This is a genomic window from Streptomyces sp. Q6 (assembly GCF_036967205.1).
GTDB lineage: Bacteria > Actinomycetota > Actinomycetes > Streptomycetales > Streptomycetaceae > Streptomyces > Streptomyces citrinus.
This window is the reverse complement of record NZ_CP146022.1, coordinates 7,444,277-7,468,573: the sequence shown is the minus strand read 5'-3', so window position 1 is coordinate 7,468,573 and position 24,297 is coordinate 7,444,277. Positions and strand designations below refer to the sequence as shown.

Below are 24,297 nucleotides of genomic sequence, written 5' to 3'. Positions count from 1 at the left end.
CTCAATTCCTCATCGCCGAGGGCTCGGCCGCGGGCTGCCGCGGCGCCGTCACCAGGTAGGGACGCACACTCTTGACGAGCATGGCCATCTCGTAGCCGAGCACGGCGGCGTCGGCCTCCCGGCCGGCCAGCACGGCGAGGCAGGTGCCGGAGCCCGCGGTGGACACGAACAGCAGGGTGGAGTCCAGCTCCACCACCACCTGCCGTACGTCGCCGCCGTCGCCGAACCGGACTCCGGCGCTACGGCCGAGCGAGTACAGGCCCGACGCGAGGGCCGCCATGTGGTCGGCGCTGTCGGCGTCGAGTCCGTGCACGGACTTGACGAGGCCGTCGGAGGAGAGGAGCACGGCGCTGTTGGTGTGGGGAACGCGCTGGACGAGGCCGCTCATCAGCCAGTCGAGATCGGACACATGACCCGTCGGCACATCGCTCGCCATGGGGGATCGACTCCTTGTCGGACAGCTGGGGGTGGTGCTGGTCGGGTGGGGGGCGGAGAGGGGACCGGCGGGTATCGCCCCGCGGTGCGGGGCCGTCGCGGCGGTGGTCATGCGCTGCTCCCACCCGCGTCGTCACGGGGCGGTGCCTCGCGCGACAGCTCGCGCGGCTCGGCCGCCTCGGCGAGGGTGATGCCGCGCTGGAACGCCGCCATCAGTCCGGGGTCGTGACCGACCGGAGGGTCGTCGTCGGGGCGCTGCGCGGGGCCGCCGCGCAGCTGGGGGCGAGGTGCTCCTGTGCTCTGCGCCGGGGCAGTTGGGGCCGGCCCATGGTGCCGCGGACCGGGCCGCCGAGCGGGGTCGGCGGCGCCACCGTGTGCTCCTGCGCGGCCTGCCGGTCCTCGGGGCGGATGCCGGGCAGGGCGTCGGCGGGGGTGGGCCGCGGATCGCCGGTGGTGCGCTGCGGCAGGGGTGTCACGCCGGGCGGGGCTTCGGGGCGCGGCGGCCGGGGCACGGCGGTCACCCCGGCGTGCGGCGTGGCCCGGACAGGGCGTGCGAGCGGCGTCGGGGCCTCTGGTGGCACCGCCACGGGGACCGCGGCCGCGCTCCGCCCGTTCGCGGCGGCGGCCTGCGGGCCGAGCACGCTGTCGGCGGTCGCGGCGGCCGCGGCCCGGCGTACGTGCGGGGTCCGCTCGACGCCGTCGTCCCGGTCGGTGCCGAGCAGTGCCTGCGGCAGGACGAGAACGGCCTGTACGCCTCCGTAGATGTTGGTCTGAAGTCGTACGGTGATGCCGTGCCGCCGCGCGAGCTGCGAGACCACGAACAGGCCGATGCGCCCGTCCTGGAGCAGGCTCGCGACGTTGACCTGGTCGGGGTCGGCCAGCAGCGCGTTCATCTTGTTCTGCTCGGTGACCGGCATACCGAGGCCGCGGTCCTCGACCTCGACGGCGACTCCGGCGGTCACCACGTTGGCGCGGAGCAGTACCTGGGTGTGCGGGGCGGAGAACACCGTGGCGTTCTCGACGAGTTCGGCGAGGAGGTGGATGCAGTCGGCGACGGCGTGCCCGCGCAGCGTGCCGTCGATCGGCGGCACGAGCTTGACCCGCGAGTACTGCTCGACCTCGGCGATGGCGGAGCGCATCACCTCGGTCATGGAGACGGGGTGACTCCACTGGCGGCGGGAGACAGCGCCGCCGAGCACCGCGAGGTTCTCGGCGTGCCGGCGGATGCGGGTGGCGAGGTGGTCGACATGGAAGAGGCCCTTGAGGAGGTCGGGATCCTCCACCTCGTTCTCCAGGTCGTCCAGGATGGAGATCTCGCGGTGCACCAAGGACTGGAGGCGCCGCGCGAGGTTCACGAAGACCTCGACCTTCTGCTGGCTGCCCGCCTGGCTGGAGAGCTGCGTGGCCTGGACGACGGCGGTGACGGCGACGTCGTGGGAGCGCGCGAGGTCGGCGGCGAGTTTGTCGAAGTCGTCGGAGCCCGACGCCGCCGGGGCGTGCGGCCGGCGCGGCGGCGGCCCTTCGCCCTTGCGCAACTTCTCGACGAGTCCGCGGAGCTCGGCCTGACCGCGGGCGCTGGTGCGGCGCAGCCCGACGACCCGGTCGTGCACGGTCGTGGCCGCGCGGTCCGCGGCCACGGCGGCGATCACGATGGCCGCGGCCGTGACGAGACAGGCCCCGGCGAGGACGGCCCACAGCGCGGGGCTCGGGCGGACGCCCGTGGAGCGGATGACGAACAGCACGGCCGCGCAGGCGCTGAGGGCCACCGCGAGCGGTGGCAGCACGGCGACACGCAGCAACTGAGGGCGTATGTGGGTCTCGGCCGGGTGCGGCGCGGCGGCCCGCCCGGCCGGCCTGCCGTGCCGACCGCCTTCGCGGCGCTCTGCGCGGGCGGCCGGCTGGCGAAGCTGAGACATACGGGTCCTCGTCCTCGGTTCTCTCGGGGCGTCGGTCGGCGGGTCACGACGGCAGCCGACGCGACCGGGCGTCGCACGGCGGGCACTCACGGTAGTCGTCAACGCCTCATGTGCGGTGGGCAGTTGCCAAACTCCGGCGGCCGACGTCCTGCTCTGGTATGAGCCGCCAAACGCCAGTCCGATTACCCCTACGGACAGGTGTTCGCCCAGGCGGGGGCGACGGCAGCCTCTCGTACGGTCGGCTCCACGAGGACCGGATTCGACCGCATGCTCGACCGCCCGGACGCGCCGCTGCTCGCCGGCTTCTGGAGGACGGCGCACGGTGACGGCGCGGGGTGACGGGGACGAGCCCCCGCCCGCGCCGTTCACGTCGCGCGAGACGCCGCTCGCGTCGTGCGGGCCGCCGGTGGCGAGGAGGACGCGGAGGGTACGGGACTACGGAGCGGGAGGGGACAGCGGCGCCGGCCTGTGTTCGCCGGAGGGGGCACGGCGGCGGCTTTCGATCCTGGCGGAGTGCGGGCTGGGGACGGCGAGGAGCCGGCTGCACACCGGCTATCAACCACCGGCCATCGGCCATCGGCCATCGGCCATCGGCCATCGATGTACGGGTACCAGGGCGCGGCCGGCCCGGGATCGCTGGGCGCGGATCGTGGAGGAGCCGGACCGGCGGGCGGACGGCAGGGTCCTTGTGGAGGAGCGCAGGGACGGCTGGGCGCGCGGCCGGGCACGGGGCGGCGGGCGCCGGGCCTGGTGGCGGCGGGCCGGGCCTGCGCGGCGTTGGGCCTGCGCAGCAGCGCCGCCATCGGGGCAGCGTCTCCGCGCCTCCCGGCCGGTCCGTCTCCGGGACGACCTAGGCGTCAGCGGCACCGCGAAGTACGGCCCAAGGGCGCCTTCACGTCCGGATGCCGTCCGAGCCCCAGATCAGTCGCGGCCCTGGGCCGGGGATCTCTCGCGGCCCAGGGCATCTCCGGGCCCGGGATCTCTCGCGGCCCGGGGCCACCCCCGGACCCGGGATCTCTCGTGGCCCGGGGCCACCCCCGGACCCGGGATCTCTCGCGGCTCAAGGCCGCCCCGGGTACGGGATCGCTCCGGGTCCGAGATCACTCGGAACCCGGGATGGCTCAGAACCGGAGACCGCGATCACCGACGGGCCCACACACCGGGCGGACCCACCCACCGAACGGACCCATCCACCGGCCGGACCCACCCACCCGTCGCCACCAGCTCGCAGCCCCACACCTGCCCCCAGCCCGTCAGCGATCCCCCGCCAGATCCAGCTCGCCCTCGACCGGCTTCGCCGCCAGAGCCCCCTTCTCGTCGCCCTCGCGCGGACGCCAGGGATGCGCGAGGGGCGCGGACACCGCTCGCCACCACCGATCCGTCGGGATTCGCCCGGCCGGTTCGAAGGGCTCTCCGGGGCGCGGGACGGCGAGCACCTGCTCCGCTTCCCGCGCCGCGTCCGCCGTCCACTCGCCCGGCTCGGCCCAGGGGTGGAGCGACAGGTTGAAGGTGCCCCAGTGGATCGGCATCAGGACGCCGTGCGGCGTGCCACCCTGGAGGTCGAGGTGGGCCCGCACACCTTCGGCGGGCGTCATGTGGATGTCGGGCCACGCGCCGGGCAGCGGGGTGCGCCCGGTGTGGCCGTCCCGCCAGTGGTTGGAGTACGCGCCGATCTGGATCATGGTCAGGTCGAACGGGCCGTGCTCGGCGCCGATGTCTTTGAAGCCCGGGAAGTAGCCGGTGTCACCGCTGTGGTAGATCCGGTGCTCGGGCCCCGCCACGACCCACGACGCCCACAGGGTGTGCTGTGGGTTGCGCATGCCGCGGCCGCAGAAGTGGCGGGCGGGCGTCGCCGTGAGGGTCACTCCCCCGACCTCGGCCGACTCGTGCCAGTCGAGCTCGCGCAGCCGGTCGGCCGGGACACCCCAGTGCTCCAGGTGGGCGCCGACGCCGAGCGGCACGGCGAACAGGGTGTCCGTGCCGGCCAGCTCCTTGATCGTGGGCATGTCCAGGTGGTCGTAGTGGTCGTGGGAGATGACGACCACGTCGACGGGGCCGAGCGCGGCGAGCGGCAGCGGCGCGGGGTGCAGCCGCTTGGGGCCCGCGAAGGAGAAGGGGGAGCACCGCTCGCCCCACACCGGGTCGAAGAGCACCCGCACGCCGTCGATCTCGGCGAGCACGCTGGAGTGCCCCATCCAGGTGATCCGGAGCCCGTCGACGGAGGGCTTCGACAGGTCGGCGAGGGTCGTGGCGTGCACCGGGACGGTGCCCACGGGGGCGCGCAGGGCGCGCTCCTCCTTGCGGAAGAAGACCTTCGCGAAGTCGACCATGGAGCCGTCCGGCCGGATCTTCGCCGCCTGCGGGTTCTGGAAGGCGCCGTCCGAGAAGTTCGGCGACTTGTGAATGCGCTCCAGGCGGGCGCCCGTCGACTCGGCGCCGAAGGCGGCGGGCTGCAACGAACGCAGTCCGGAACTCAGGGAACGTGACACGGCGCCTCCCGTTTGATCGATCAGGGATTTCCATTATGGGCGGCCCCACCGACAACGCGCCGCCCGCCCTCGCGGGGCACCGGCCGCGCGGCTCCGGGGCACCGCGCGCCCCGCCCGCCCTGAACTGATCCATCATTCAGTAGCCGCTCCATTGACAGGGCTCTCCAAGGGTCCGGATACTGACCGACGATTCAGTAAAGCCACTTGGAGGCACCATGTCGGAACTCCCCACCGAGCTGGTCCCGCTCACCCCCGAGCAGCGCGCCGTCGTGGAGCTCGCGCGGTCGTTCGCCGCCGACGAGATACGCCCGCGCGCGCGTGCCGTCGACGAGGCGGACATCGAGACGCCCTGGGACCTGTGGCACAAGGCCGCCAAGGTCGGCATCACGGGGTTCATGCTTCCGCAGGAGTACGGGGGCGGAGGCTTCACCGACGTCTTCACACAGGTGCTCGTCCAGGAGGAGCTGTGCGTCGGCGACCTGGGCATCGGCAACCTGCTCTGCTCCAACGGCTTCTTCGCCGACCCGGTGCTCGCGCTCGGCTCCGAGGAGCAGAAGCGCGCCTGGCTGACCCCGCTGACCGGCCCCGACTCCCCCATGACCTCGCTCGCGACCACCGAGCCGGGCGCCGGCTCGGACGCCGCCTCCATCACGACGGCGGCGATCCGCACGGCCGGCGGCTATCTGCTGAACGGCCAGAAGGCGTGGATCTCGAACGCGGGCGAGGCCGGCCAGTACGTGGTGTTCGCCAAGACCGATCCGACGCGGCGCTCGCACGGAGTGAGCGCCTTCTTGTTGCCGAAGGAGACCGAGGGGCTCACCTTCGGTGAGCCGATGCGCAAGATGGGCCAGCGCGCCATCGTGTGCCGCGAGATGTTCTTCTCCGACGCGTTCGTCCCCGAGGAGAACCGGCTCGGCGACGAGGGCCAGGGCTTCGCCGGTCTGATGCGCACCTTCGACATCTCCCGCGCGGTGCTGGGCGCGGCGGCCACCGGCGTGGCCCGCGCCGCCTACGAGTACGCACGCGACTACGCGCGCACGCGCGTGCAGTTCGGCAAGCCGATCATCGAGCACCAGGCGGTCGCCTTCCGCCTCGCGGACATGCGCACCCGGATCGAGCAGTCCCGGCTCATGACGTGGCGCGCGGCCCGCCGTCTGGACGCGGGCCTGGACGCCACCGCCGAAGCGGCCATGGCGAAGCTCACGGCGTCGGAGACGGCCGCCTTCTGTACCTGGGCGGCGGTGCAGACGCTGGGCGGCTGGGGCTACTCACGCGAGTTCCCGGTCGAACAGTGGATGCGGGACGCCAAGTTGGAGGAGATCGAGGAGGGCACCTCCGACATCATGCGCCTGGTCATCTCGAGGTCGCTGTGACGGCCGAGCCGGTGCGGCTGACCGGCGGCGAGGCCGTCGTACGCGCCCTCGCCGCGCACGGCGTGACCCGCGCCTTCGGCATCCCCGGCACCCACAACCTGGAGATCTACCGCCATCTGACGGCGTACGGCATCGCGCACGTGGCCCCGCGCCACGAACAGGGCGCGGGGTACGCGGCGGACGCCCACGCGCGCGTGACGGGCACCGCGGGCGTCGCGATCACCACGACGGGCCCGGCCCTGCTGAACATCACGGCCGCCGTCGGCCAGGCGTACTCCGACAGCGTGCCACTGCTGGTGATCTCGCCCGGCATGCCGCTGCGCCACCCGCGCCAGTCGACGGGCCTGCTGCACGAGACGCGCAGTCAGAGCGAGGCGCTGCGCAACGTGGCCGCGTTCAGCCACCGGGTCTCCTCCGTGGAGGAGATCGGGGCGGCGGTGGCGCGTGCCTTCACTCTGTTCCGTACGGAGCGGCCGCGTCCGGTGCACATAGAAGTGCCGCTCGACCTCCTGGAGGCGGCGGAACCGGCGGGCCCGGTACGGCTGGCCCCGCCCACCGCCCCGGCCGTGCCCGACGCGCGGGCGCTCGCGGCGGCGGCCGACCTGATGGCGCGTGCCGAGCGTCCGGCCCTGGTCCTCGGCGGCGGCGCGCGCGGTGCGGGCCCCGTGTGCCTGGCGCTGGCCGAGCAGTGGGGCGCGCCGGTGGTGACCACGGCGAACGGCAAGGCGGTGGTGGACGAGCGCCATCCGCTGTCGCTGGGTGTGTCCCTGCACAGCCCGGCGGTCCACCGGTGGCTGGCCGACCGGGACGTGGTCCTGGCCGTCGGCACGGAGCTCGCGGAGTCGGACCTGTGGGCCGATCTGCCGCCTCTCCAAGGGAAGTTGATCCGCGTCGATCTCGATCCGGCGCAGATGTATGCGGGCATTCCGGCGGACGTCGCGCTGGTAGGTGACGCGGCCGCCACGCTGGACGCCCTGAAGGTCGTCGGTGGTGGCGCCCCTGACCTCATCCACGAAGAGGCGGCGACGCTGCGCGCCACGCGTGACGACGAGACCCGCGTGCGGGACGCCGCATGGGTCCCGTACCTGGAGGTGATCGGCGCGACACTCGCCCCGGACGCGATCGTCACCTCCGACAGCGCCCAGTGCTGCTACTACGGCGCCCTGCCGCACCTCCTCCTCGGCCCGCGGGCCCGCTATCTGCACCCGACCGGCTTCGGCACCCTCGGTTACGCCCTGCCCGCCGCGATCGGTGCCAAGGCCGCCCACCCGGACCGGCAGGTCGTGGCGCTGAGCGGCGACGGTGGCCTCCAGTTCACCGTCCAAGAGCTGGCCACGGCCGCCGAGCTGCGACTGCCGCTCCCCGTCGTCGTGTTCGACAACGCGGGCTACGGGGAGATCCGCGACGAGATGGCGGCCCGCGGCGACACCCCCGTGGCCGTCGACCACGCGCGCGTGGACCTGCCCGCGCTCGCCCGCGCCTACGGGGGCCACGGCGCCGTCGCCCACTCCCCCGACGAGCTGGCGACCCTCCTGGCCCGTGCCCTCACCACCGCGGGCCCCACTCTGATCACCGTCCCCGAGGAGACCGCATGACCACCCCCACGGCCCCGCTGTTCCAGCTCACCTGGACCGACCATGTCACCGGCCGCACCGGCCATCTGGTGGTCGACCGCCTGGTCCGCGGCGTCTCCAGCGGTGGCCTGCGCATGCGTCCCGGCTGCACCGTCGAGGAGGTCGCCGGACTCGCGCGGGGCATGACGATGAAGGAGGCCCTGCATTACAACCCCGAAGGGCGCTACATCCCCCTCGGCGGTGCCAAGGGCGGCATCGACTGCGACCCGCGCTCCCCTGAGGCGTACGGCGTCCTCGTGCGCTACCTGCGCGCCATGCGCCCGTACATCGAGTCCTTCTGGACGACGGGCGAGGATCTCGGCCTCACCCAGGACCTGGTCGACAAGGCGGCCGCCGAGGCGGGTCTCGTCTCGTCCATCCAGGCGGTCTACCCGCTGCTCGACGACGAGCAGGCCGCCCGCGCGCGGCTCGCCGACGCGTTCGCGCTCGACGTCGACGGGATCGGCCTCGACGAACTCGTCGGCGGCTGCGGTGTCGCCGAGTCGGTGCTCGCCGCGCTCGACCGCGCGGGCATCGCCCACGAGGGCACCCGTGTCGCGCTCCAGGGCCTCGGCACCATGGGCGGTGCCACGGCCCGCTTCCTCGCCCGCGCGGGCCTGAAGGTCGTCGCGGTCGCCGACTTGAAGGGCACGATCGCGAACGCCGACGGGCTCGACGTGGAGGCGCTGCTCGCCGCCCGCGACGCGTACGGCACGGTGGAGCGCGCCGCGCTGCGCCCCGAGGACCGTGAACTGCCGGGCGACGCCTGGCTGTCGGCCGACGCCGACGTGCTCGTACCGGCCGCGGTCTCGTACGCGATCGACGCCTCCAACGAGGACCGGATCACGGCCCGCTGGATCGTGGAGGCGGCCAACATGCCGGTCGTCGCGGAGGCGGAGGAGCTCCTCGCGCGGCGCGGCATCACGGTCCTGCCGGACGTGGTCGTCAACTCCGGTACGAACGCCTGGTGGTGGTGGACCCTGTTCGGCGACATCGGCGCCGACGCGGACGAGGCGTTCGCCTACACGCGGCGTTCCATGCGGGCGCTGATCGACCAGATGCTGGCCCGCGCGGAGGCCGACGGGACGACGCCGCGGGCCGCCGCGCACGCCATCGTCGCCGACCGGCTGCCCGTCATCGCGGAACGTTTCGGGTGGTACAGGTGACCACGAGCACCCTGGACACGCTCTTCGATCCCGCCTCGGTCGCGGTGGTGGGCGCTTCCGACAACCCCGAGAAGTGGGGCTACTGGCTGGCCACCGGCGCCCTGAGCGGCCGCGCCCGGCGCGCCGTCCACCTGGTCAACCGCAGGGGCGGCCAGCTGGAGGGCGAGCCTTTCCTGCCGGACCTGGCGGCCGTGCCGACCGCGCCGGAACACGTGGTGGTCGCGGTGCCGCCCCGGCAGGTGCGTTCCGTCGTCGCCGAGGGGATCACGGCGGGGGCGCGCTGCTTCACGGTCATCACGTCGGGCGGTGCGGGCGCCGCCGAGGAGCGGGCCCTGGCGGAGCTGGCCACCTCGAACGGCGCGCGGCTCCTCGGCCCGAACTGCATGGGCGTCGTCGACACGACCAGTCAGCTGCGGCTCAGCTGGGGCGACTTCCCGCGGGGTGGTCTCGGCCTGGTCTCGCAGAGCGGCAATCTCGCCCTGGAGATCGGCAGGCATCTCGCGCGCGCCGGTGAGGGTTTCTCGCGGTTCGTCTCCCTCGGCAACCAGCGCGACATCGACGCCGCCGACGCCCTCGCGTCGCTGATCGCGCACGAGCCCACGCGGGCGATCGCCGCGTACGTGGAGGACTTCCGGGACGGCCGCCGCCTGGCGGGGGTCCTGGCGGCAGCTCACGCCGCTGGGAAGCCGGTGCTGCTGCTGAGCGTGGGCCGCAGCGCGGCGTCGGGCCGTGCCGCGGCGTCGCACACCGGCGCGCTCGTCAGCCCGCACGCCACGGTCGCCGCGGTGTGCCGCGACGCGGGCGCGCTGCTCCTCGACTCGGCCGGTGAGCTGGTGGACACCGCCGTGTACTTGATGGCGGCCGGCATCCGGCGGGCGCGCACGCCGGGTCGGCGCGTCGCCGTCATCGGCGACAGCGGCGGCCAGGGCGCCCTCGCCGCCGACGTGTGCACGGCGCATGGCCTCGATGTGCCCCCGCTGTCCGCGGACACCGTGGCCGCCGTGTCCGGCCATCTGCCGCCCGGCGCGGGAGCGGCCAACCCGGTCGACCTGGCCGGGGCGGGCGAGGCCGATCTCGCGAACTACGCGCGCGTGGCGGGCGGTCTGCTGCACGGCGGCGACGCCGACGCGGTCGTCCTCACCGGCTACTTCGGCGACTACGCGACCGCCAATCCGGCGCAGAGCGACACGGAGTGCGCCGTCGCGCACGCGCTCGCCGACGCCTCCGTCGCCGCGGGCCGACCGCTCGTCGTCCACACGATGGCCCGTGACACCCCGGCGCTGACCGTCCTCAGGGAGCGTGGCGTCCCCGTCTACGAGCGCATCGAGCAGGCGGCGACCGCCCTCGCGGGTGCCGCGCGCCTGGCCGGCACGGCACCCTGCCTCCCGGATCCGCAGAGCACGTCTCCGGCGGCGTACGCCCTTGAGGACGGCGGCTACGAGCGCGTGCGTGACCTGCTCGCCTCCTACGGTCTCGCCTTCCCCGTGGCCGAGTTCGTGACGGACGCGGACGCGGCCGTCGAGGCCGCGCACCGGACGGGCTACCCGTTGGTGCTCAAGGCGATGGGGCTCGCGCACAAGACGGAGGCCGGCGGAGTCGCCCTCGGCATCGCCGACGAGGCGGCCCTGCGCACGGCCTTCGCCCGCATGCGGGAGGCCACGGGCGTGCGGCGCTACGCGGTCGAGGCGATGGTCGCACCCCCGTACGCGCGCGAGCTCATCGTCGGCGTGCGGCGGGACGCCTCGTTCGGCCCGGTCGTCATGGTCGGCGCGGGCGGTGTCACGGCCGAGCTGCACGCCGACACGGCGCTGGCCCTCGCCCCGCTCACCCCGGCACGCGCGCGTGCCCTGCTCCTCGAACTGCGGCACGCCCCGCTGCTCACGGGCTGGCGCGGTGCCCCGCCCGTTCATCTGGAGGCGGCCGCGGCCGCCGTGTGCGCCGTGGCGCGGGCCGCGGCGGACCACCCCGAACTGGCCGACCTGGAGGTCAATCCGCTGCTGGTCCATCCGGGCGGGGCGATCGCCCTGGACGCGCACGGGGTGCCAGCGCGCTGAGGCGGTCGGCGGTCTCCTCGTCGAGCGGCAGGAACGCTTCGAGCCGCAGCTCGGCGAGGGTCACGTCGACCGCCGTCCCGAAGTGCGTGAGCGTGCTCAGCAGACGCAGCTCACCGACGCGGGAGCGCAGCCGCAGCGGCACGGCGAACCCGAGGTGCTCGGGCCCGACCCGCCGAGGCCGGTCCGGCACGAGCCCCTCCAGCTCCGTGAGGAGCCGGGCCGTACGCCGGTGAGGGTTGCGCGCGGCCTCGTCCCGCAGGGCGTCGACGACGTGCCACGCCCATTCGTCGAGGTTCTCGATGCGCGGGGCGAGACCGCGCGGGTGCAGCAGCACGCGCGCGACGTTCACCGGCGCCTCCAGGAGAGACGCTTCCACGCCGTCGATCAGCGCATGGAAGGCGCCGTTCGCGGTGACGAGATCCGCGCCCCGGTCGATGATCACTGCCGGGTACGGGTGATGCGCCTCCATGACGCGTTCCAGCGCCTTGCGGACGGCACCCAGGTGTGGATCGGCGAAACCGGTCTCCCTGTAGGCGGGCGCGTACCCCGCGGCAAGGAGGAGCGCGTTGCGCTCACGCAGCGGCACGTTCATGGCCTCCGCGAGCCGTACGACCATGGTGCGGCCGGGTGTGGAACGGCCGCTCTCGATGAAGCTCACGTGGCGTTGCGTGGTGCCCGCGCGTGCGGCGAGTTCCAGCTGGCTGATCCTGCGGCGCGTCCGCCATCCGCGCAGCGCCTCGCCCAGTTCCCCGCCCCGTGCCGTCTCCGTCGTCACGGGCCCGTGTCTACCCGAGGAACCGCCGATCGGCCATTCCCTGCCGGGAATTGAGGTCATTCCCGCTCGCGCCGCACAGTCGTCGCAGGCGATCGCCGACCACCTCGACGCCCCGGCAACCCTAGGAGTCACCATGGCGCACATCGACGCACAGGATCTGGCCGACCGCTACGCCGCCGTCTGGAACGAGCCGGACCCCGGCCTGCGCCGCAAGGCCGTGGAGGACCTGTGGGCGCGGGACGGGGTCCATGTCCTGCGGCCGCCGCAGGAGATGCGTGCGGAGGCGGGCCGGCTCGGGTTCGCCGACGCGGTGCTCGTGGCGCGCGGCCACACCGAGCTGACGGCCCGGGTGGCGCGCGCCCACGAGGAGTTCGTAGCGTCCGGCGAGTTCACCTTCCGTGCCGCGCCGGACGCCGCGGCCGCCCTGGAGGACGTCGTCACGTTCCGCTGGCAGTCGGTGCGCGTGGCGTCCGGTGAAGTGACGGGTGGCGGCCTGGAGTTCGTGACCGTCGACGAGGACGGCCGGATCACCCGCGACTATCAGTTCCCGGCCCTGTGACGCCGGCCGTGCCTGTTGCGCCCTCGGCGCGGGCCCGGCCCCGCCGCCGGGCTCCCGCCCCTGACGCGTAGAACGCCAACCCGATCCCGATGAACAGCAGCAGCGGCAGGACCTGGCTGAGGGTGTACTGGAGCCGCTCCCCGGCGAACGAGGCGGGGAGCGAGTCCGCTGCGCTGCCCGCCGTGCCGAACCAGCCGACGCCGAACCCCGGCCAGACCAGCACGACCACGGTGAACGCCACGAACCCGGTGGCCAGCAGGCTGACGATCCGGGCGCCGGCGCGTCCGCCCGGCACGGCGTACGGGCGCGGCTGGTTTGGGTACTTGCGGCGCAGGACGGCGAGGCTCGGGAACGTGATGACGTACGAGATGAAGGTGGTGCAGATCGTCAGGCCGAGGCCGGCCGCGAAGTACTTCTCGCCGTTGCCCCCGGTGAGGTTCAGGGCGACGACGAAGAAGACGGTGCCGAGCACGGCGGACAGGAAGTTGACCCGTACCGGCGTGCCGTGCTTCTCGGAGATCCGGCCGAGCCACGCGGGCCCCGCGCCGTCCGCGCACGCCACGGCCTGCGCGCGGTGGGCGCCCATCGCCCAGGTGACACCGGACGTGAGCAGGCCGATGATGAGCCCCGCGGCGGCGACCCCGCCGAACACGGAGCCGAGTCCGGTGAGCGTGACGGTTCCGTCGGCGGCGATCGACCCTCCGTAGACCGTGAACACGGCCTTGCACGCGTCGATGAAGCCGCCGAGGCTGCCGATCTCCTGGCTCGGCAGGACGAACAGGATGCCGAGGATGGGCCCTCCGTAGAGCAGCACGGCGGCGAGTCCCGAGCGCAGGATCGACAGGGGGATGTCGCGGCGCGGGTTCTTCATCTCCTCGGCGGCGGAGCTGGGCAGTTCGAAGCCCACGTAGTTGAAGATGAGGACGGGGACCAGTGCCACGAATCCGGCGTACGTCGGGGTGAACTCGCCGGCGGGCAGTGTGTGCACACCGTGTTCGGCGGCGAAGACCACGACGGAGACGAGGAAGAAGCCGAGCAGCACGATCCGTGCGACGGCGCCGGCGATGGGCACCCACTTGCCGATGCGCACGGACTGGACGACCGCGAGCGCGCCGCCCCAGATGAAGACGAGACCGGCGAGGTACTTCCAGAGGCCGGGCAGCGGCGTGAAGAACTCCTCCCAGGTGGTGAGCGCGATGATGCACAGGCTGCCGCCCACCCACACCGGGTTGGATATCCAGTAGAGGAGCTGGTTGACACCGGCGACGAGCCGGCCGAAGGCGAGCCGCGTCCACACGTACGGGCCGCCCTGCACGGGGAAGGCGGAGCCGAGTTCGGCGACGAGCAGCCCGTACGGCAGGAAGAACGCGAGGGCGAGGATCGCCATCCAGGTGATCCCCTGCGGGCCCTGCGCCGCGACCGAACCGATGGTGTCGAGGCCGACGAGCGTGCAGATCAGGAAGAACAGCACATCGAGCCGGCGCAGGTCCTTGCGCAGCCGGGAACGCTGTTCGCCCCAGCCTTCCGAGAGGTCGGGGGCGCCCGCTGGGGGCTGGGTCGGCGGAATGGGCGGCGCTTGGGTCACGAGGTGCTCCTGGCGGCGACAGGACTGCTCCGACGGGGGGACGACCGACCCCTATTGACTGAATGGCCAGTCAGTAAGGGAAAGTAGTGGGACTGTGGCGTGCCCGTCAGGAGGGTGTCAAGAGTCGTGCACGAAGCCGCGGCCCGCGCCCGCGTACGGACCTCCCCCGCTGCCGTCCGCCGACAGGAACAACTAGGGTGACCGCGTGGCCAGAGTCCGGTTGAGCGTGGCAGAGCGGCGCGAAGAGCTGCTGCGCGCCGCCATCGAACAGATCGAGGCGCGCGGTGTCGCCGCCGTGCGCATCGCCGACGTGGCATCGGCGCTCGGCGTGAGCAACGCGCTGGTGCTGTACCACTTCTCGACGAAGGAGAAGCTCGTCGCGGCCGCGTTCACCTACGCCGCCGAGGGCGACCTGGCGCATCTGCGCAAGCTGCTCGGGCGTCGCACGTCGGCCCTCAAACGACTGCGGGCGGCGGTGCGCTGGTACGCGCCGACCGGGCAGGCCAAGGGCTGGCGGCTGTGGATCGAGGGCTGGGCCGCGTCCCTGCGCGAGCCCGCGCTGCGCGAGGTCGCCCGCGACCTCGACAAGCGGTGGAAGGCGGCGCTCGCGGACGTCATCGCGGAAGGCGTCGCCGCGGGCGAGTTCAGCTGCCCCGACCCGTCGGCGACGGCGCTGCGCCTGACAGCCCTGCTCGACGGACTCGCCGTGCAGATGACGGCGTACGACGGCGCGGTGTCGCGGGCCCGCACGCAGGAGTGGGCGGACGAGGCGCTGGCGCGTGAACTGGGCCTGGAACGGGCGGAGTTGACGGCGGCGGGCCGGTAGCCCGCCACCTCCACCACACGCTCGGACGCGCCTCCCCGCGCACGCTCAGGCACACCTCCCGCGTTACCCCAAGACTCACGGCCACTCGCACAGCGCCGCGACACTCGCCTCGTCACTCACCGCAGCCCGTACACCGCCGCGATGCCCGCCCCATCACTCACCGCGGCTCACAGCCCCCGTGAGGCTCACCCCATGCCTCACCGCAGCTCGTACACCGCCGTGAGGCTCACCTCGTCCTCGATCTCGCCCGGCGCCACCGGAACCTTCTCCGCCTCGTCGAAGGCGACCGCCGAGACCGCGACCGGGCGCGGCCGACCGCTCGCGCTCTCTTCGAGCGACACCAGCCGACCGAGCTTGCGCCCGGTCAGCGCGGCGTACTGCACGGCCTTCGCGTGGGCGTCGGCGTGGGCGGCCGCGCGGGCCTCGGCGCGCAGGGCGCCGGGGTCGGCGACGTCGAAGGCGACCGCGTCGACCCGGACCGCGTCGCCCGCCGCGTCCGCCATCGCCTGGATGACGGCGCCGGTGCGCGCCAGGTCGCGGACCTTCACGGAGAACGTCTGGGAGGCCTGGTACCCGGTCAGTTTCGGGGTCGCGTCGGGCTCGGGCCCGTTCGCGTACACGGCGGTCAGCGTGAGGCTCTCGGTACGTACGTCCCGGTCGGCGACACCGGCCTCGCGCACGGCGCCGAGCAGCGCGTTCGCGGCGCGGCTCTGAGCGGCCAGCACCTCCTGCGTGGTGGTGCCGGAGACCTCGACGCCCGCCGTGACGGTCGCCATGTCGGGTGCGGCAGTGGCCCGGCCCTCGCCGGTGACGGTCAGAGTGGTGGGCTTGGGGGCCGGCGCGGTAACGGCGGCCGGGGCCTGCTGGGCCGCGACCGCGGGGACCGCGGGCAGCCCGACGGCGAGCAGGGCGGCGGCGAGCGCGGCGCAGTGGCGGGTGCTTACAGGCATGGGACGGGGTCCTTCCCGGTCGGGCCCGGCCGGACGGCGGGCAGCCGACATCCCAGCACCCGCGCCGGCCCGCCCGGCCACGCCACTCCGCCCGGTCACCTCACCGGCTCAGCGGGGCCGTCCGTGGGTGGCGGTCAGGACGCCGACTCCAGGTGCGCCTTGATCGCGTGCGGGTCGATGAACCCCTTGGCCTGCACCCGGTCACCGGAGGACTCGCCGCGCAAACGTCGCCCGATCCACGGCACGAGGAACTCCCTGGCCCAGTGGATGTCGTCGCGCCGCACCTCGAACGTGCCGCGGGGCGGCAGCAGCGGCCAGGGCTGCTCCGGGTCGGCCGGGACCTCGACGCCGAGCGCCTGCGCGGCGCGCAGGGCGACCCGGGTGTGCCCCTCGGCCGAGAGGTGGAGCCGGTCCTCGTCCCAGGCCCTGCGGTCATGCAGGGACTTCAGGGACCACAGGTCGAGCATCGCGCAGCCGTGCCGGTCGGCGATGGCCCTGACGTGCATGTTGTACGTGGCGATCTTGCCGCGCAGATGCTTGAGCACGGCCACGTCGCGGGTGTCGAAGCCGGTGGCGACCATGACGGTCCCCGCGGCCTCGGAGAGCCGGACGACGGCCTTCTCGAAGCGTTCGGCCACGTCATCCGGGTCGGTGCCGGGACGGATGATGTCGTTGCCGCCGGCGACGAGGGTCACCAGGTCCGGGGCGAGCTCGACGGCCCGCGGGAGCTGGTCCTCGACGATCTGGTCGATGAGTTTGCCGCGCACGGCGAGGTTCGCGTACTGGAAGGTGTCCTCGGGGACGCGGTCGTCCAGGAGGACGGCGAGCCGATCCGCCCACCCGACGAAGCTCCCGTCGGGCCCGGGGTCCCCGACGCCTTCGGTGAAGCTGTCCCCCACCGCCGCGTAGGACCGAATCGTGCCGCCGCTGAGTGATCTCGATTCGTTTGCCACGACCACACATCTTTCACCCTGGGATGTGACCTACGCGACCGTAGCCAGGGGTTGACGGGTGGTGAGATAGCCCACTCGGCCCACCGGGAATATCCCGGTGGGCCGAGTGGATCGCGCGCGTCAGACGTTCACACCGTGCTCGCGGAGGTAGGCGAGCGGGTCGAGGTCGGAGCCGTAGTTCGGGGACGTACGGATCTCGAAGTGCAGGTGCGGACCGGTGACGTTGCCGGTCGCCCCGGAGAGTCCGATCTGCCGGCCCGCGGTGACGGCCTGCCCGGCCGAGACGCCGACCGAGGACATGTGGGCGTACTGCGAGTAGCGGCCGTCGGCGTGCTTGATGACGACCTCGTTGCCGTAGCTGCCGTCCCAGCCCGCCGAGACGACGGTACCGGCGGCGATCGCCTTGATGGAGGTGCCCGTGGCGACCGTGAAGTCGGTGCCGGTGTGGTAGCCGCTGGACCACATGGAGCCGGTCTGGTGGTACGGCGTGCCGGTGGAGGCGTCGACGGGCTTCACGTAGGCGGCCGTGGTGGTGGCGCTCGCCTGCGTCGCGGTGGTGGCGGCCTTGGCCGCGCCGTCGAGGGTGAGCTTCGTGCCGGGCTTGATGAGCGCGGCGTCGGAGCCGATGGCGGCCTTGTTGGCCTGGTAGAGCTGCTGCCAGCCGCCGTCGACGTCCTGCGCCGCGGCGATCTTCGAGAGCGTGTCCCCGGCCTTGACCGTGTACGTCTTCGCCTCGGCCGTGGCGGCGTGCGCGCCGGTGGCGCCGATCAGCGGCAGGGCGAGCGCGGCACCTCCGGCGGAGGCGACAGCGGCGGCGCGGGTGACGCGGTGGGACTTCGGGCGGCGGTGCTTTCCCTGTGCGGGCATGCCGATTTTCCTCTCCGTCGCCTGCGAGGTGAGCTGTCGGGTTCGGACGGGAGATGTCCGGCCGCACCCGGGTCACGGACGCGACTTCACCCCGAGCCGCATGGGGAATTCCCTGGGCGGCGTACTGCCTGTGGGTCCCCCGCTCCTGCCGTCACGGGTCGTCGTTCGGAATCCGGGGCGGCGGCAGGACTAGGCGTTCCGACCGGATTGAGTGGTGACCGTAAGGCAGGGAGAAAGGCGGCGACAAGCGCCGAATTCACTTCCGCGGGCCCTTTCTTGATCGCCTGAGAGATTCCTGTGTCACCCTCCGCGACCTTTTCACTTTGCCAACGCCTTACCCGTAGCAATTTCTCTGCGGCCCCCCTCGGGAATCCACCACGGAACGTCACGGCTATGAGCCTGCTCACGCGCACCCCCACAACACCCGCCCTACGGGGGACAGTTACCACGTAAAGCCCTCAAAACGGACAGACGGTTGCCTGGGGAACCATGTCGTATCGTCAGGAGCGCGATCCACCGGCGAGCAACGTCGGTGCACCGACCGGGAGGAGCCCCCGTGACGCAGCACGCCCCGTCCACCGAGCCCGAGCTGACCGGAGTACGCAACTTCCGGGACGTCGGCGGCCTCCCGACCGTGGACGGCCGGCGCGTGCGCCAGGGCGTGCTCTACCGCAGCGGACATCTCGCCCACGCCACCGCCGAGGACGCGGCGTTCCTCGCGGGGCTCGGCCTGCACACGGTCTTCGACTTCCGCAACGCGGCGGACCAGCGCCTCGAGGGCGCCGACGTCGAGCTGCCCGGTGTGCGCAATGTGAACCTGCCGCTGTCCGACCCCGCCGACGGCGCCGAGTTCTGGCAGATGGTCCGCGACGGCGACATAGAACAGCTGCGCACCCTGCTCGACGAGGGCCGCGCCGCGAACCGCATGATCACGTCGTACCGCTCGATCATCACGCAGCGCACCGGCGAGCACAGCCGAGTCCTGCACGCGATGGCCGAGGACAGCGTCCCGGCGCTGATGCACTGCGCCGCGGGCAAGGACCGCGCGGGCCTGTCGATCGCGGTGACGCTGCTCGCGGTCGGCGTGGAGCGCGACGCCATCGAGGCGGACTACCTGGAGTCGAACGCGAAGCACCGCCGCTACAAGGTGCGCCGCAGCGGCACCTCGGCGGACACGTACTCCCCCGAGGTCATGGAGCTGCTCAGCCCCCTCTTCGACGCCCGCGCCGAGTACCTGCACGCGGCCTTCGAGACGGTCGAGGAGACCTGGGGCAGCACGGACCGCTACCTCGAAGAGGGCCTGAAGCTCAGCGCCGCCGACCGCGAGCGGCTGCGGGAGCGCCTGCTGGACTGAGGTCCGCCGCGCGCCTACTGGCCGCCGCCCAGCGTGAACAGCAGGTAGATGAAGGCGGCCAGGGCGTGCCCGGCGAAGACGTACACGAGCACCCGCACCCAGATGCCGCGCGGCAGCTTGTCCTCGATGTCGCGGCCCGCGGGCCGCTCGGTGTCGCTCATGTCAGACCTCCCGGATCGGACCGGCCGCGGGGCCGAGGCACAGCGCGGCGGTCGGGCTCTGCAACAGGGTGTGGACGAAGAGGAGCTCGGCCCCGCCCTGGTCCGCCGCGGCGAGCCGGTGCGGGGTGAGGGAGTCGAAGTGGGCGCTGTCACCGGGACCCAGCCGGTGGGAAGTGTCCCCGAGCCGCAGCCGCAGTCGCCCTTCGAGGACGTAGAGCCATTCCTCGCCGGGGTGGACCCGGACGATGTCGCCCTGGCTGCCGTACGGGATGTGGACCCGCAGCGCCTGCATGCCGCGCCCGGCGGCGCCTGCCTGCCGGTACACCCAGCCGCCGGCCTCGGTGGGTTCCATGGCGCCGGCCCGTACGACGGCGTCGCGGTCGGCGGGGGTCTCGCCGAGCAGTTCGGAGACCGTCGTACCGTAGGTACGGGCGAGGGCGAGCAGCATCGGCAGCGACGGCTGGCGCTGTCCGGTCTCCAGGCGTGAGAGATGGGCCGGTGACAGGCCGGCCGAGCGGGCCGCGGTCTCCAGCGTGAAGGAGGCGCGGCGCCGCAGGGCGCGCAGCTGGGGCGCTACGGCGGGCAGCTCCGGGGGCTCCGGAACCTCCTCCGGGAGGGCAGGACTCATGCTGTCGATTGAGCCAGAGCCCTGCCCCGGCGGCAAATTCTTTGCCTCAGAGGCAAACCCGGAAAGGCGCCCGGCAGGGGCTCAGCGGTTGGCCACCGCCTGCTTGACGAGGGTCTTGCCGAAGTCCCACATCAGGCCGCCGCCGCTGTGCGCGTCGTCCATGACGGCGGTGAACGCGTCGACGAACCGGTCCACGTCGGCCTCGTCCACGACCAGCGGCGGGATCAGCTTGATCACTTCGAGGTGGTCGCCGGAGACCTGGGTGAGGATCCGGTGCTTCTGGAGCAGCGGCACCACGACCATCTGCGCGAACAGGCCCTTGCGCGCGGCCTGGAGCATCGTCCAACGGCTGCGCAGCTTCAGGGACTTGGGCCTGCCGAACTCGATGCCGATCATCAGCCCGCGCCCGCGCACGTCACTGAGGAGTTCGTAGCGGTCGATGAGCGCGGTGAGCCGGGACGCGAGGAGGTCGCCCATGGCGCGGGCGTTCGCGACGGTCTGCTCGTCCTCCATGACCGACAGGACGGCGAGCCCGGCGGCCATGGCCTGGGCGTTGGACCCGAAGCTCGCCGAGTGGACCAGGACGCGGTCCATGGACGAGTAGACCTTCTTGAAGATCCAGTCCTTGCCGAGCGTCGCGCCGACCGGGACATAGCCGCCCGACAGCGCCTTCGCCACGCACACGAGGTCCGGCTCGACGCCGTCCTCGTGCTGGTACGCGTAGAAGTCGCCGGTCCGGCCGAGCCCGGTCTGCACCTCGTCGGCGATGAGCAGTGCCTTGTGCTGGTGCAGGAGGTCCTGCGCGGCCCGCAGATAGCCGGGCGGCGACTCGTGCACGCCCTTGCCCTGGATGGGCTCGACGATGAGCGCGGCGACGTCGCCCTTCTTCAACTCCCGTGCCAGCGCGTCGAGATCACCGAGCGGGACGGCCGTGTCGGGCAGCAGCGGGGCGAACCCGTCACGGAAGCCGTCCTCGCCGTTGACCGACAGGGAGCCGGTCGTCAGGCCGTGGAAGGCGTGCGCGCAGTACAGGACGCGCGGCTTTCCGGTGGCGTACCGCGCGAACTTGAGTGCGGTCTCCACGGCCTCCGTGCCGCTGTTGCCGAAGAACACCCGGTCCAGGTGCGGGCTGTGCGCGATCAGCTTCTCGGCGAGCAGGCCCGGCAGCGGCTGGCAGTCGAACCGGGTCAGGTCGGCGAGCGAGGCGTCGAGGACGTCGTGCAGCGCCTTCCGTACGACGGGGTGGTGCCGGCCGAGGCCCATGACGCCGAAGCCGGCGAGCATGTCCAGGTAGTCGTTGCCGTCGCCGTCCCAGAAGTGCGCGCCCTCGGCCCGCTCGTAGACCTTGTCGAAGCCGATGGTGTGCAGCATCTTCGGCAGCTGGTGGTTGAGGTACTTGGCGTGCAGCTCGTACCGTTCGGCGCCGCGCTCGGCGAGCAGCGTGCCGAGGTCGAACTCCTTGCTCATACGTCGTTCTCCTTGCCGGATTCCGGACCGTCACCCGGCGTCGGACCGAGATCGGATTTCAGACTGAGGGAGGCGCCGATCCGTCCCGCGATCTCCACCGGTGTCAGACCGATGTCGGCGAGCACCTCGCCCCGCTTGGCGTGCGCGAGGAACTGCTCGGGGATCCCGAACCGCCGTACGGGCACGTCCACCTCGGCGTCCCCGAGCGCGAGGGCGACGGCCGAACCGACGCCCGCCGCCCGGCTGTTGTCCTCGACGACGGCGACCAGCTCATGATCGGCGGCCAGCGGCGCGAGTGCGGGATCGACGGGTTTCACCCAACGGGGGTCCACCACGGTGGAGTTGATGCCGCGCGCGGCGAGCAGTTCGGCGACCTGGAGGCAGACCGGCGCCATGACGCCGACGGAGACGAGCAGGACGCGCGCGTCGTCCGACCGGTGCAGGACGTCGACGCCGCCCACCCGGTCGACCGCCGGGATCTCGGGCCCCACGGACTCCTTGGGGAACCGCAGCATGGTCGGCGCGTCGTCCACGGCGACGGCTTCCCGCAGCTGCGAGCGGAGTTGGTCGGCGTCCCGGGGCGCCGCGATGCGCAGTCCGGGCACGACCTGGAGCACGGACATGTCCCACATGCCGTTGTGCGAGGCCCCGTCGACGCCGGTGACCCCGGCCCGGTCGAGCACGAACGTCACCCCGCACTTGTGCAGCGCGACGTCCATGAGCAGTTGGTCGAAGGCGCGGTTGAGGAAGGTCGCGTAGACGGCGACGACCGGATGCAGTCCGCCCGTCGCGAGGCCCGCGGCGGAGACGGCGGCGTGCTGCTCCGCGATCCCGACGTCCCAGACCCGCCCGGGGAACTCCTCGGCGAACCTGGTCAGGCCCACCGGGTGCAGCATCGCCGCCGTGATGGCGACGACGTCGTCCCGCTCGCGCCCGATCCGGACGATCTCGTCGCCGAACACGGACGTCCAGGACGGCCCGTTGGACGGTGCGAGCGGTTCGCAGGTCAGCGGGTCCATGACGCCGACGGTGTGGAACCGGTCGGCCTCGTCGGCGAGCGCCGGCTCGTAGCCGCGCCCCTTCTCGGTCAGGCAGTGCACGAGGACCGGCCCGTGGAAGCGTTTCGCGCGGCGCAGCGCGGACTCCATGGCGCCCATGTCGTGTCCGTCGATCGGCCCCACGTACTTCAGGCCGAGATCCTCGAACATGCCCTGCGGTGCGAACGCGTCCTTGAAGCCCTTCTTGGCGCCGTGCAGCGACTCGTACACGGTGTGCCCGACGATCGGCGTCCTGAGCAGCACGTCCTTGCCCCAGGCGAGCACCTTCTCGTACGAGTCGGTGGTGCGCAGCGTCGCCAGGTGGTTGGCGAGGCCGCCGATGGTCGGCGCGTAGGAGCGTTCGTTGTCGTTGACGACGATGATCAGCGGGCGGTCCTTGGCGGCCGCGATGTTGTTGAGCGCCTCCCAGGCCATGCCGCCGGTCAGCGCACCGTCACCGATGACGGCGACGACGTGCCCACGCTCCCCCTGCACCTGCCGCGCCTTGGCGAGGCCGTCCGCCCATCCCAGGGCGGTGGAGGCATGGCTGTTCTCGACGATGTCGTGCTCGGACTCCTCGCGCGACGGATAGCCGGACAGGCCGCCCTTGCCGCGCAGCTTCGAAAAGTCCTGACGGCCCGTCAACATCTTGTGCACATAGCTCTGGTGACCGGTGTCCCAGACGATCCGGTCGACCGGCGACTCGAAGACCCGGTGCAGCGCGATGGAGAGTTCCACCACGCCCAGGTTGGGCCCGAGGTGGCCGCCCGTCCTGGCGACCGCGTGGATCAGGAACTCCCTGATCTCAGCGGCCAGTTCACCGAGCTCCTCCTCGCTCAACGACTTCAGGTCGCGCGGCCCCCGGATGGATTCCAGAATCGTCACGCTCGAGCCCCCTTCCCGTTCGGACTTCAGAACTCAGCTCACGGTGACGTCGGGAGCCCCCGACGCGACGCCGTCCTGCTCCATCTGTTCGGCGATCTTCATCGCCTCCTCGATGAGCGTCTCCACGATCTTCGACTCCGGGACGGTCTTGATGACCTCGCCCTTCACGAAGATCTGACCCTTGCCGTTGCCGGACGCGACGCCGAGATCCGCCTCGCGCGCCTCGCCGGGGCCGTTCACCACGCATCCCATGACGGCGACGCGCAGCGGCACCTCCATGCCGTCGAGCCCGGCGCTCACCTCGTCGGCGAGCTTGTACACGTCGACCTGGGCCCGTCCGCACGACGGACAGGACACGATCTCCAGGCGCCGCTGCCGCAGCCCGAGCGACTCCAGGATCTGGATGCCCACCTTGCACTCCTCGGCGGGCGGCGCGGACAGCGAGACGCGGATGGTGTCGCCGATACCCTCGCTGAGCAGCGCTCCGAAGGCGACGGCGGACTTGATGGTGCCCTGGAAGGCGGGGCCCGCCTCCGTGACCCCGAGGTGCAGGGGGTAGTCGCACGCCGCGGCGAGCTGCCGGTAGGCGTTCACCATCACCACGGGGTCGTTGTGCTTCACGGAGATCTTGATGTCGCGGAAACCGTGCTCCTCGAAGAGCGACGCCTCCCACAGCGCGGACTCGACGAGCGCCTCCGGTGTCGCCCTGCCGTACTTCTGGAGCAGCCGGGGGTCGAGCGACCCCGCGTTGACCCCGATCCGGATCGGCGTGCCCGCGTCCGAGGCGGCCCGCGCGATCTGCTTCACCTGGTCGTCGAACTTCTTGATGTTGCCCGGGTTCACACGGACCGCCGCACACCCGGCGTCGATGGCGGCGAACACGTACTTCGGCTGGAAGTGGATGTCCGCGATGACGGGGATCTGCGACTTGCGCGCGATGGTCGCGAGCGCGTCGGCGTCGTCCTGCGTGGGGCACGCCACCCGCACGATCTGACAGCCGGAGGCGGTCAGTTCGGCGATCTGTTGCAGCGTGGCCCCGATGTCCGACGTCCGTGTCGTCGTCATCGACTGCACGGACACCGGCGCGCCGCCTCCCACGGCCACCGGTCCGACCTGGATCCGGCGGCTGACGCGCCGCTCGGCGATCGGTCGGACCGGCACCTCGGGGAGGCCCAGTGAGACAGGCTCTCCGGAACTCATGGCG

The 24,297-nt window shown here is 72.6% G+C and carries 20 protein-coding genes, 1 pseudogene and 1 riboswitch; of the genes and pseudogenes, 8 read left to right on the top strand and 13 right to left on the bottom strand.

The window, feature by feature from the left end:
• Position 1: 1 nt before the first annotated feature.
• Together V2W30_RS34350 and V2W30_RS34345 are read right to left on the bottom strand one after the other, a co-directional pair.
• The gene (locus V2W30_RS34350) at positions 2-436 is read right to left on the bottom strand and encodes a roadblock/LC7 domain-containing protein (protein ID WP_338702494.1); all 435 of its coding nucleotides are present in this window, start codon (positions 434-436) and stop codon (positions 2-4) included.
• Positions 437-543: 107 nt separating this feature from the next.
• A pseudogene (locus tag V2W30_RS34345) lies at positions 544-2,351 on the bottom strand (sensor histidine kinase).
• A 198-nt stretch (positions 2,352-2,549) separates the two neighbouring features.
• Between V2W30_RS34345 and V2W30_RS34340 the strand changes: the two are divergent.
• Positions 2,550-2,690: a hypothetical protein gene (locus V2W30_RS34340; protein WP_338702493.1), complete on the top strand. Its 141-nt coding sequence runs from the start codon at positions 2,550-2,552 to the stop codon at positions 2,688-2,690.
• A gap of 914 nt (positions 2,691-3,604) precedes the next feature.
• Here the strand turns inward: V2W30_RS34340 and V2W30_RS34335 are convergent.
• The gene (locus tag V2W30_RS34335; RefSeq protein ID WP_338702492.1) at positions 3,605-4,840 is read right to left on the bottom strand and encodes an MBL fold metallo-hydrolase; all 1,236 of its coding nucleotides are present in this window, start codon (positions 4,838-4,840) and stop codon (positions 3,605-3,607) included.
• A 215-nt stretch (positions 4,841-5,055) separates the two neighbouring features.
• On the opposite strand from V2W30_RS34335, the gene V2W30_RS34330 reads away from it, so the two are divergent.
• The 4 genes from V2W30_RS34330 to V2W30_RS34315 are packed head-to-tail and all read left to right on the top strand — an operon-like array spanning position 5,056 to position 11,046.
• Entirely contained in the window at positions 5,056-6,213 is a 1,158-nt protein-coding gene (locus V2W30_RS34330) for an acyl-CoA dehydrogenase family protein (protein ID WP_338702491.1), read from the top strand.
• On the top strand, positions 6,210-7,808 hold the full coding sequence (locus V2W30_RS34325; protein ID WP_338702490.1) for a thiamine pyrophosphate-dependent enzyme: 1,599 nt from the start codon (positions 6,210-6,212) through the stop codon (positions 7,806-7,808). The genes V2W30_RS34330 and V2W30_RS34325 overlap by 4 nt, the downstream gene beginning before the upstream one ends.
• Positions 7,805-8,992 carry a glutamate dehydrogenase gene (locus V2W30_RS34320; protein WP_338702489.1) on the top strand — a complete coding sequence of 396 codons (1,188 nt, stop codon included), beginning with the start codon at positions 7,805-7,807 and terminating at the stop codon, positions 8,990-8,992. The genes V2W30_RS34325 and V2W30_RS34320 overlap by 4 nt, the downstream gene beginning before the upstream one ends.
• Complete coding sequence (locus V2W30_RS34315) at positions 8,989-11,046, top strand: acetate--CoA ligase family protein (protein WP_338702488.1); 2,058 nt, start codon at positions 8,989-8,991, stop codon at positions 11,044-11,046. Before V2W30_RS34320 ends, V2W30_RS34315 begins: the two co-directional genes overlap by 4 nt.
• On the opposite strand, the gene V2W30_RS34310 is transcribed toward V2W30_RS34315, so the two are convergent.
• The gene (locus V2W30_RS34310; protein WP_338702487.1) at positions 10,979-11,821 is read right to left on the bottom strand and encodes a helix-turn-helix transcriptional regulator; all 843 of its coding nucleotides are present in this window, start codon (positions 11,819-11,821) and stop codon (positions 10,979-10,981) included. The genes V2W30_RS34315 and V2W30_RS34310 overlap by 68 nt on opposite strands.
• 133 nt (positions 11,822-11,954) lie before the next feature.
• Here V2W30_RS34310 and V2W30_RS34305 point away from each other — a divergent pair, with 133 nt between their 5' ends.
• The gene (locus V2W30_RS34305) at positions 11,955-12,380 is read left to right on the top strand and encodes a hypothetical protein (RefSeq protein WP_338702486.1); all 426 of its coding nucleotides are present in this window, start codon (positions 11,955-11,957) and stop codon (positions 12,378-12,380) included.
• On the opposite strand, the gene V2W30_RS34300 is transcribed toward V2W30_RS34305, so the two are convergent.
• The gene (locus tag V2W30_RS34300; RefSeq protein ID WP_338702485.1) at positions 12,349-13,965 is read right to left on the bottom strand and encodes an APC family permease; all 1,617 of its coding nucleotides are present in this window, start codon (positions 13,963-13,965) and stop codon (positions 12,349-12,351) included. The genes V2W30_RS34305 and V2W30_RS34300 overlap by 32 nt on opposite strands.
• 226 nt (positions 13,966-14,191) lie before the next feature.
• On the opposite strand from V2W30_RS34300, the gene V2W30_RS34295 reads away from it, so the two are divergent.
• The gene (locus V2W30_RS34295) at positions 14,192-14,791 is read left to right on the top strand and encodes a TetR/AcrR family transcriptional regulator (RefSeq protein ID WP_338702484.1); all 600 of its coding nucleotides are present in this window, start codon (positions 14,192-14,194) and stop codon (positions 14,789-14,791) included.
• 197 nt (positions 14,792-14,988) lie between these two features.
• On the opposite strand, the gene V2W30_RS34290 is transcribed toward V2W30_RS34295, so the two are convergent.
• The 3 genes from V2W30_RS34290 to V2W30_RS34280 all read right to left on the bottom strand — a co-directional run bounded on the left by V2W30_RS34290 (position 14,989) and on the right by V2W30_RS34280 (position 17,561).
• A complete protein-coding gene (locus V2W30_RS34290; RefSeq protein ID WP_338702483.1) occupies positions 14,989-15,741 on the bottom strand; it encodes an SIMPL domain-containing protein in 753 nt (250 codons plus the stop codon).
• Between the two features lie 134 nt (positions 15,742-15,875).
• Positions 15,876-16,694 carry an SGNH/GDSL hydrolase family protein gene (locus V2W30_RS34285; RefSeq protein ID WP_338702482.1) on the bottom strand — a complete coding sequence of 273 codons (819 nt, stop codon included), beginning with the start codon at positions 16,692-16,694 and terminating at the stop codon, positions 15,876-15,878.
• Between the two features lie 120 nt (positions 16,695-16,814).
• Positions 16,815-17,561 carry a LysM peptidoglycan-binding domain-containing M23 family metallopeptidase gene (locus V2W30_RS34280; RefSeq protein WP_338702481.1) on the bottom strand — a complete coding sequence of 249 codons (747 nt, stop codon included), beginning with the start codon at positions 17,559-17,561 and terminating at the stop codon, positions 16,815-16,817.
• Positions 17,562-17,564: 3 nt separating this feature from the next.
• A riboswitch (cyclic di-AMP (ydaO/yuaA leader) is annotated at positions 17,565-17,735 on the bottom strand.
• Positions 17,736-18,117: 382 nt separating this feature from the next.
• Here V2W30_RS34280 and V2W30_RS34275 point away from each other — a divergent pair.
• The gene (locus tag V2W30_RS34275) at positions 18,118-18,915 is read left to right on the top strand and encodes a tyrosine-protein phosphatase (RefSeq protein WP_338702480.1); all 798 of its coding nucleotides are present in this window, start codon (positions 18,118-18,120) and stop codon (positions 18,913-18,915) included.
• 14 nt (positions 18,916-18,929) lie between these two features.
• Here the strand turns inward: V2W30_RS34275 and V2W30_RS34270 are convergent, their stop codons facing one another.
• The 5 genes from V2W30_RS34270 to ispG all read right to left on the bottom strand — a co-directional run bounded on the left by V2W30_RS34270 (position 18,930) and on the right by ispG (position 24,293).
• Positions 18,930-19,076, bottom strand: a complete 147-nt coding sequence (locus V2W30_RS34270; RefSeq protein WP_338702479.1) for a DUF6126 family protein — start codon at positions 19,074-19,076, stop codon at positions 18,930-18,932.
• A 1-nt stretch (position 19,077) separates the two neighbouring features.
• Positions 19,078-19,704, bottom strand: coding sequence for an XRE family transcriptional regulator (locus V2W30_RS34265; RefSeq protein WP_338702478.1), 627 nt, complete (start codon positions 19,702-19,704; stop codon positions 19,078-19,080).
• Positions 19,705-19,785: 81 nt separating this feature from the next.
• Entirely contained in the window at positions 19,786-21,171 is a 1,386-nt protein-coding gene (locus V2W30_RS34260) for an aspartate aminotransferase family protein (protein ID WP_338702477.1), read from the bottom strand.
• Positions 21,168-23,093, bottom strand: coding sequence for a 1-deoxy-D-xylulose-5-phosphate synthase (gene dxs, locus V2W30_RS34255; RefSeq protein WP_338702476.1), 1,926 nt, complete (start codon positions 23,091-23,093; stop codon positions 21,168-21,170). The genes V2W30_RS34260 and dxs overlap by 4 nt, the downstream gene beginning before the upstream one ends.
• Positions 23,094-23,126: 33 nt before the next feature.
• On the bottom strand, positions 23,127-24,293 hold the full coding sequence (gene ispG / locus V2W30_RS34250; RefSeq protein ID WP_338702475.1) for a flavodoxin-dependent (E)-4-hydroxy-3-methylbut-2-enyl-diphosphate synthase: 1,167 nt from the start codon (positions 24,291-24,293) through the stop codon (positions 23,127-23,129).
• Positions 24,294-24,297: the final 4 nt, after the last annotated feature.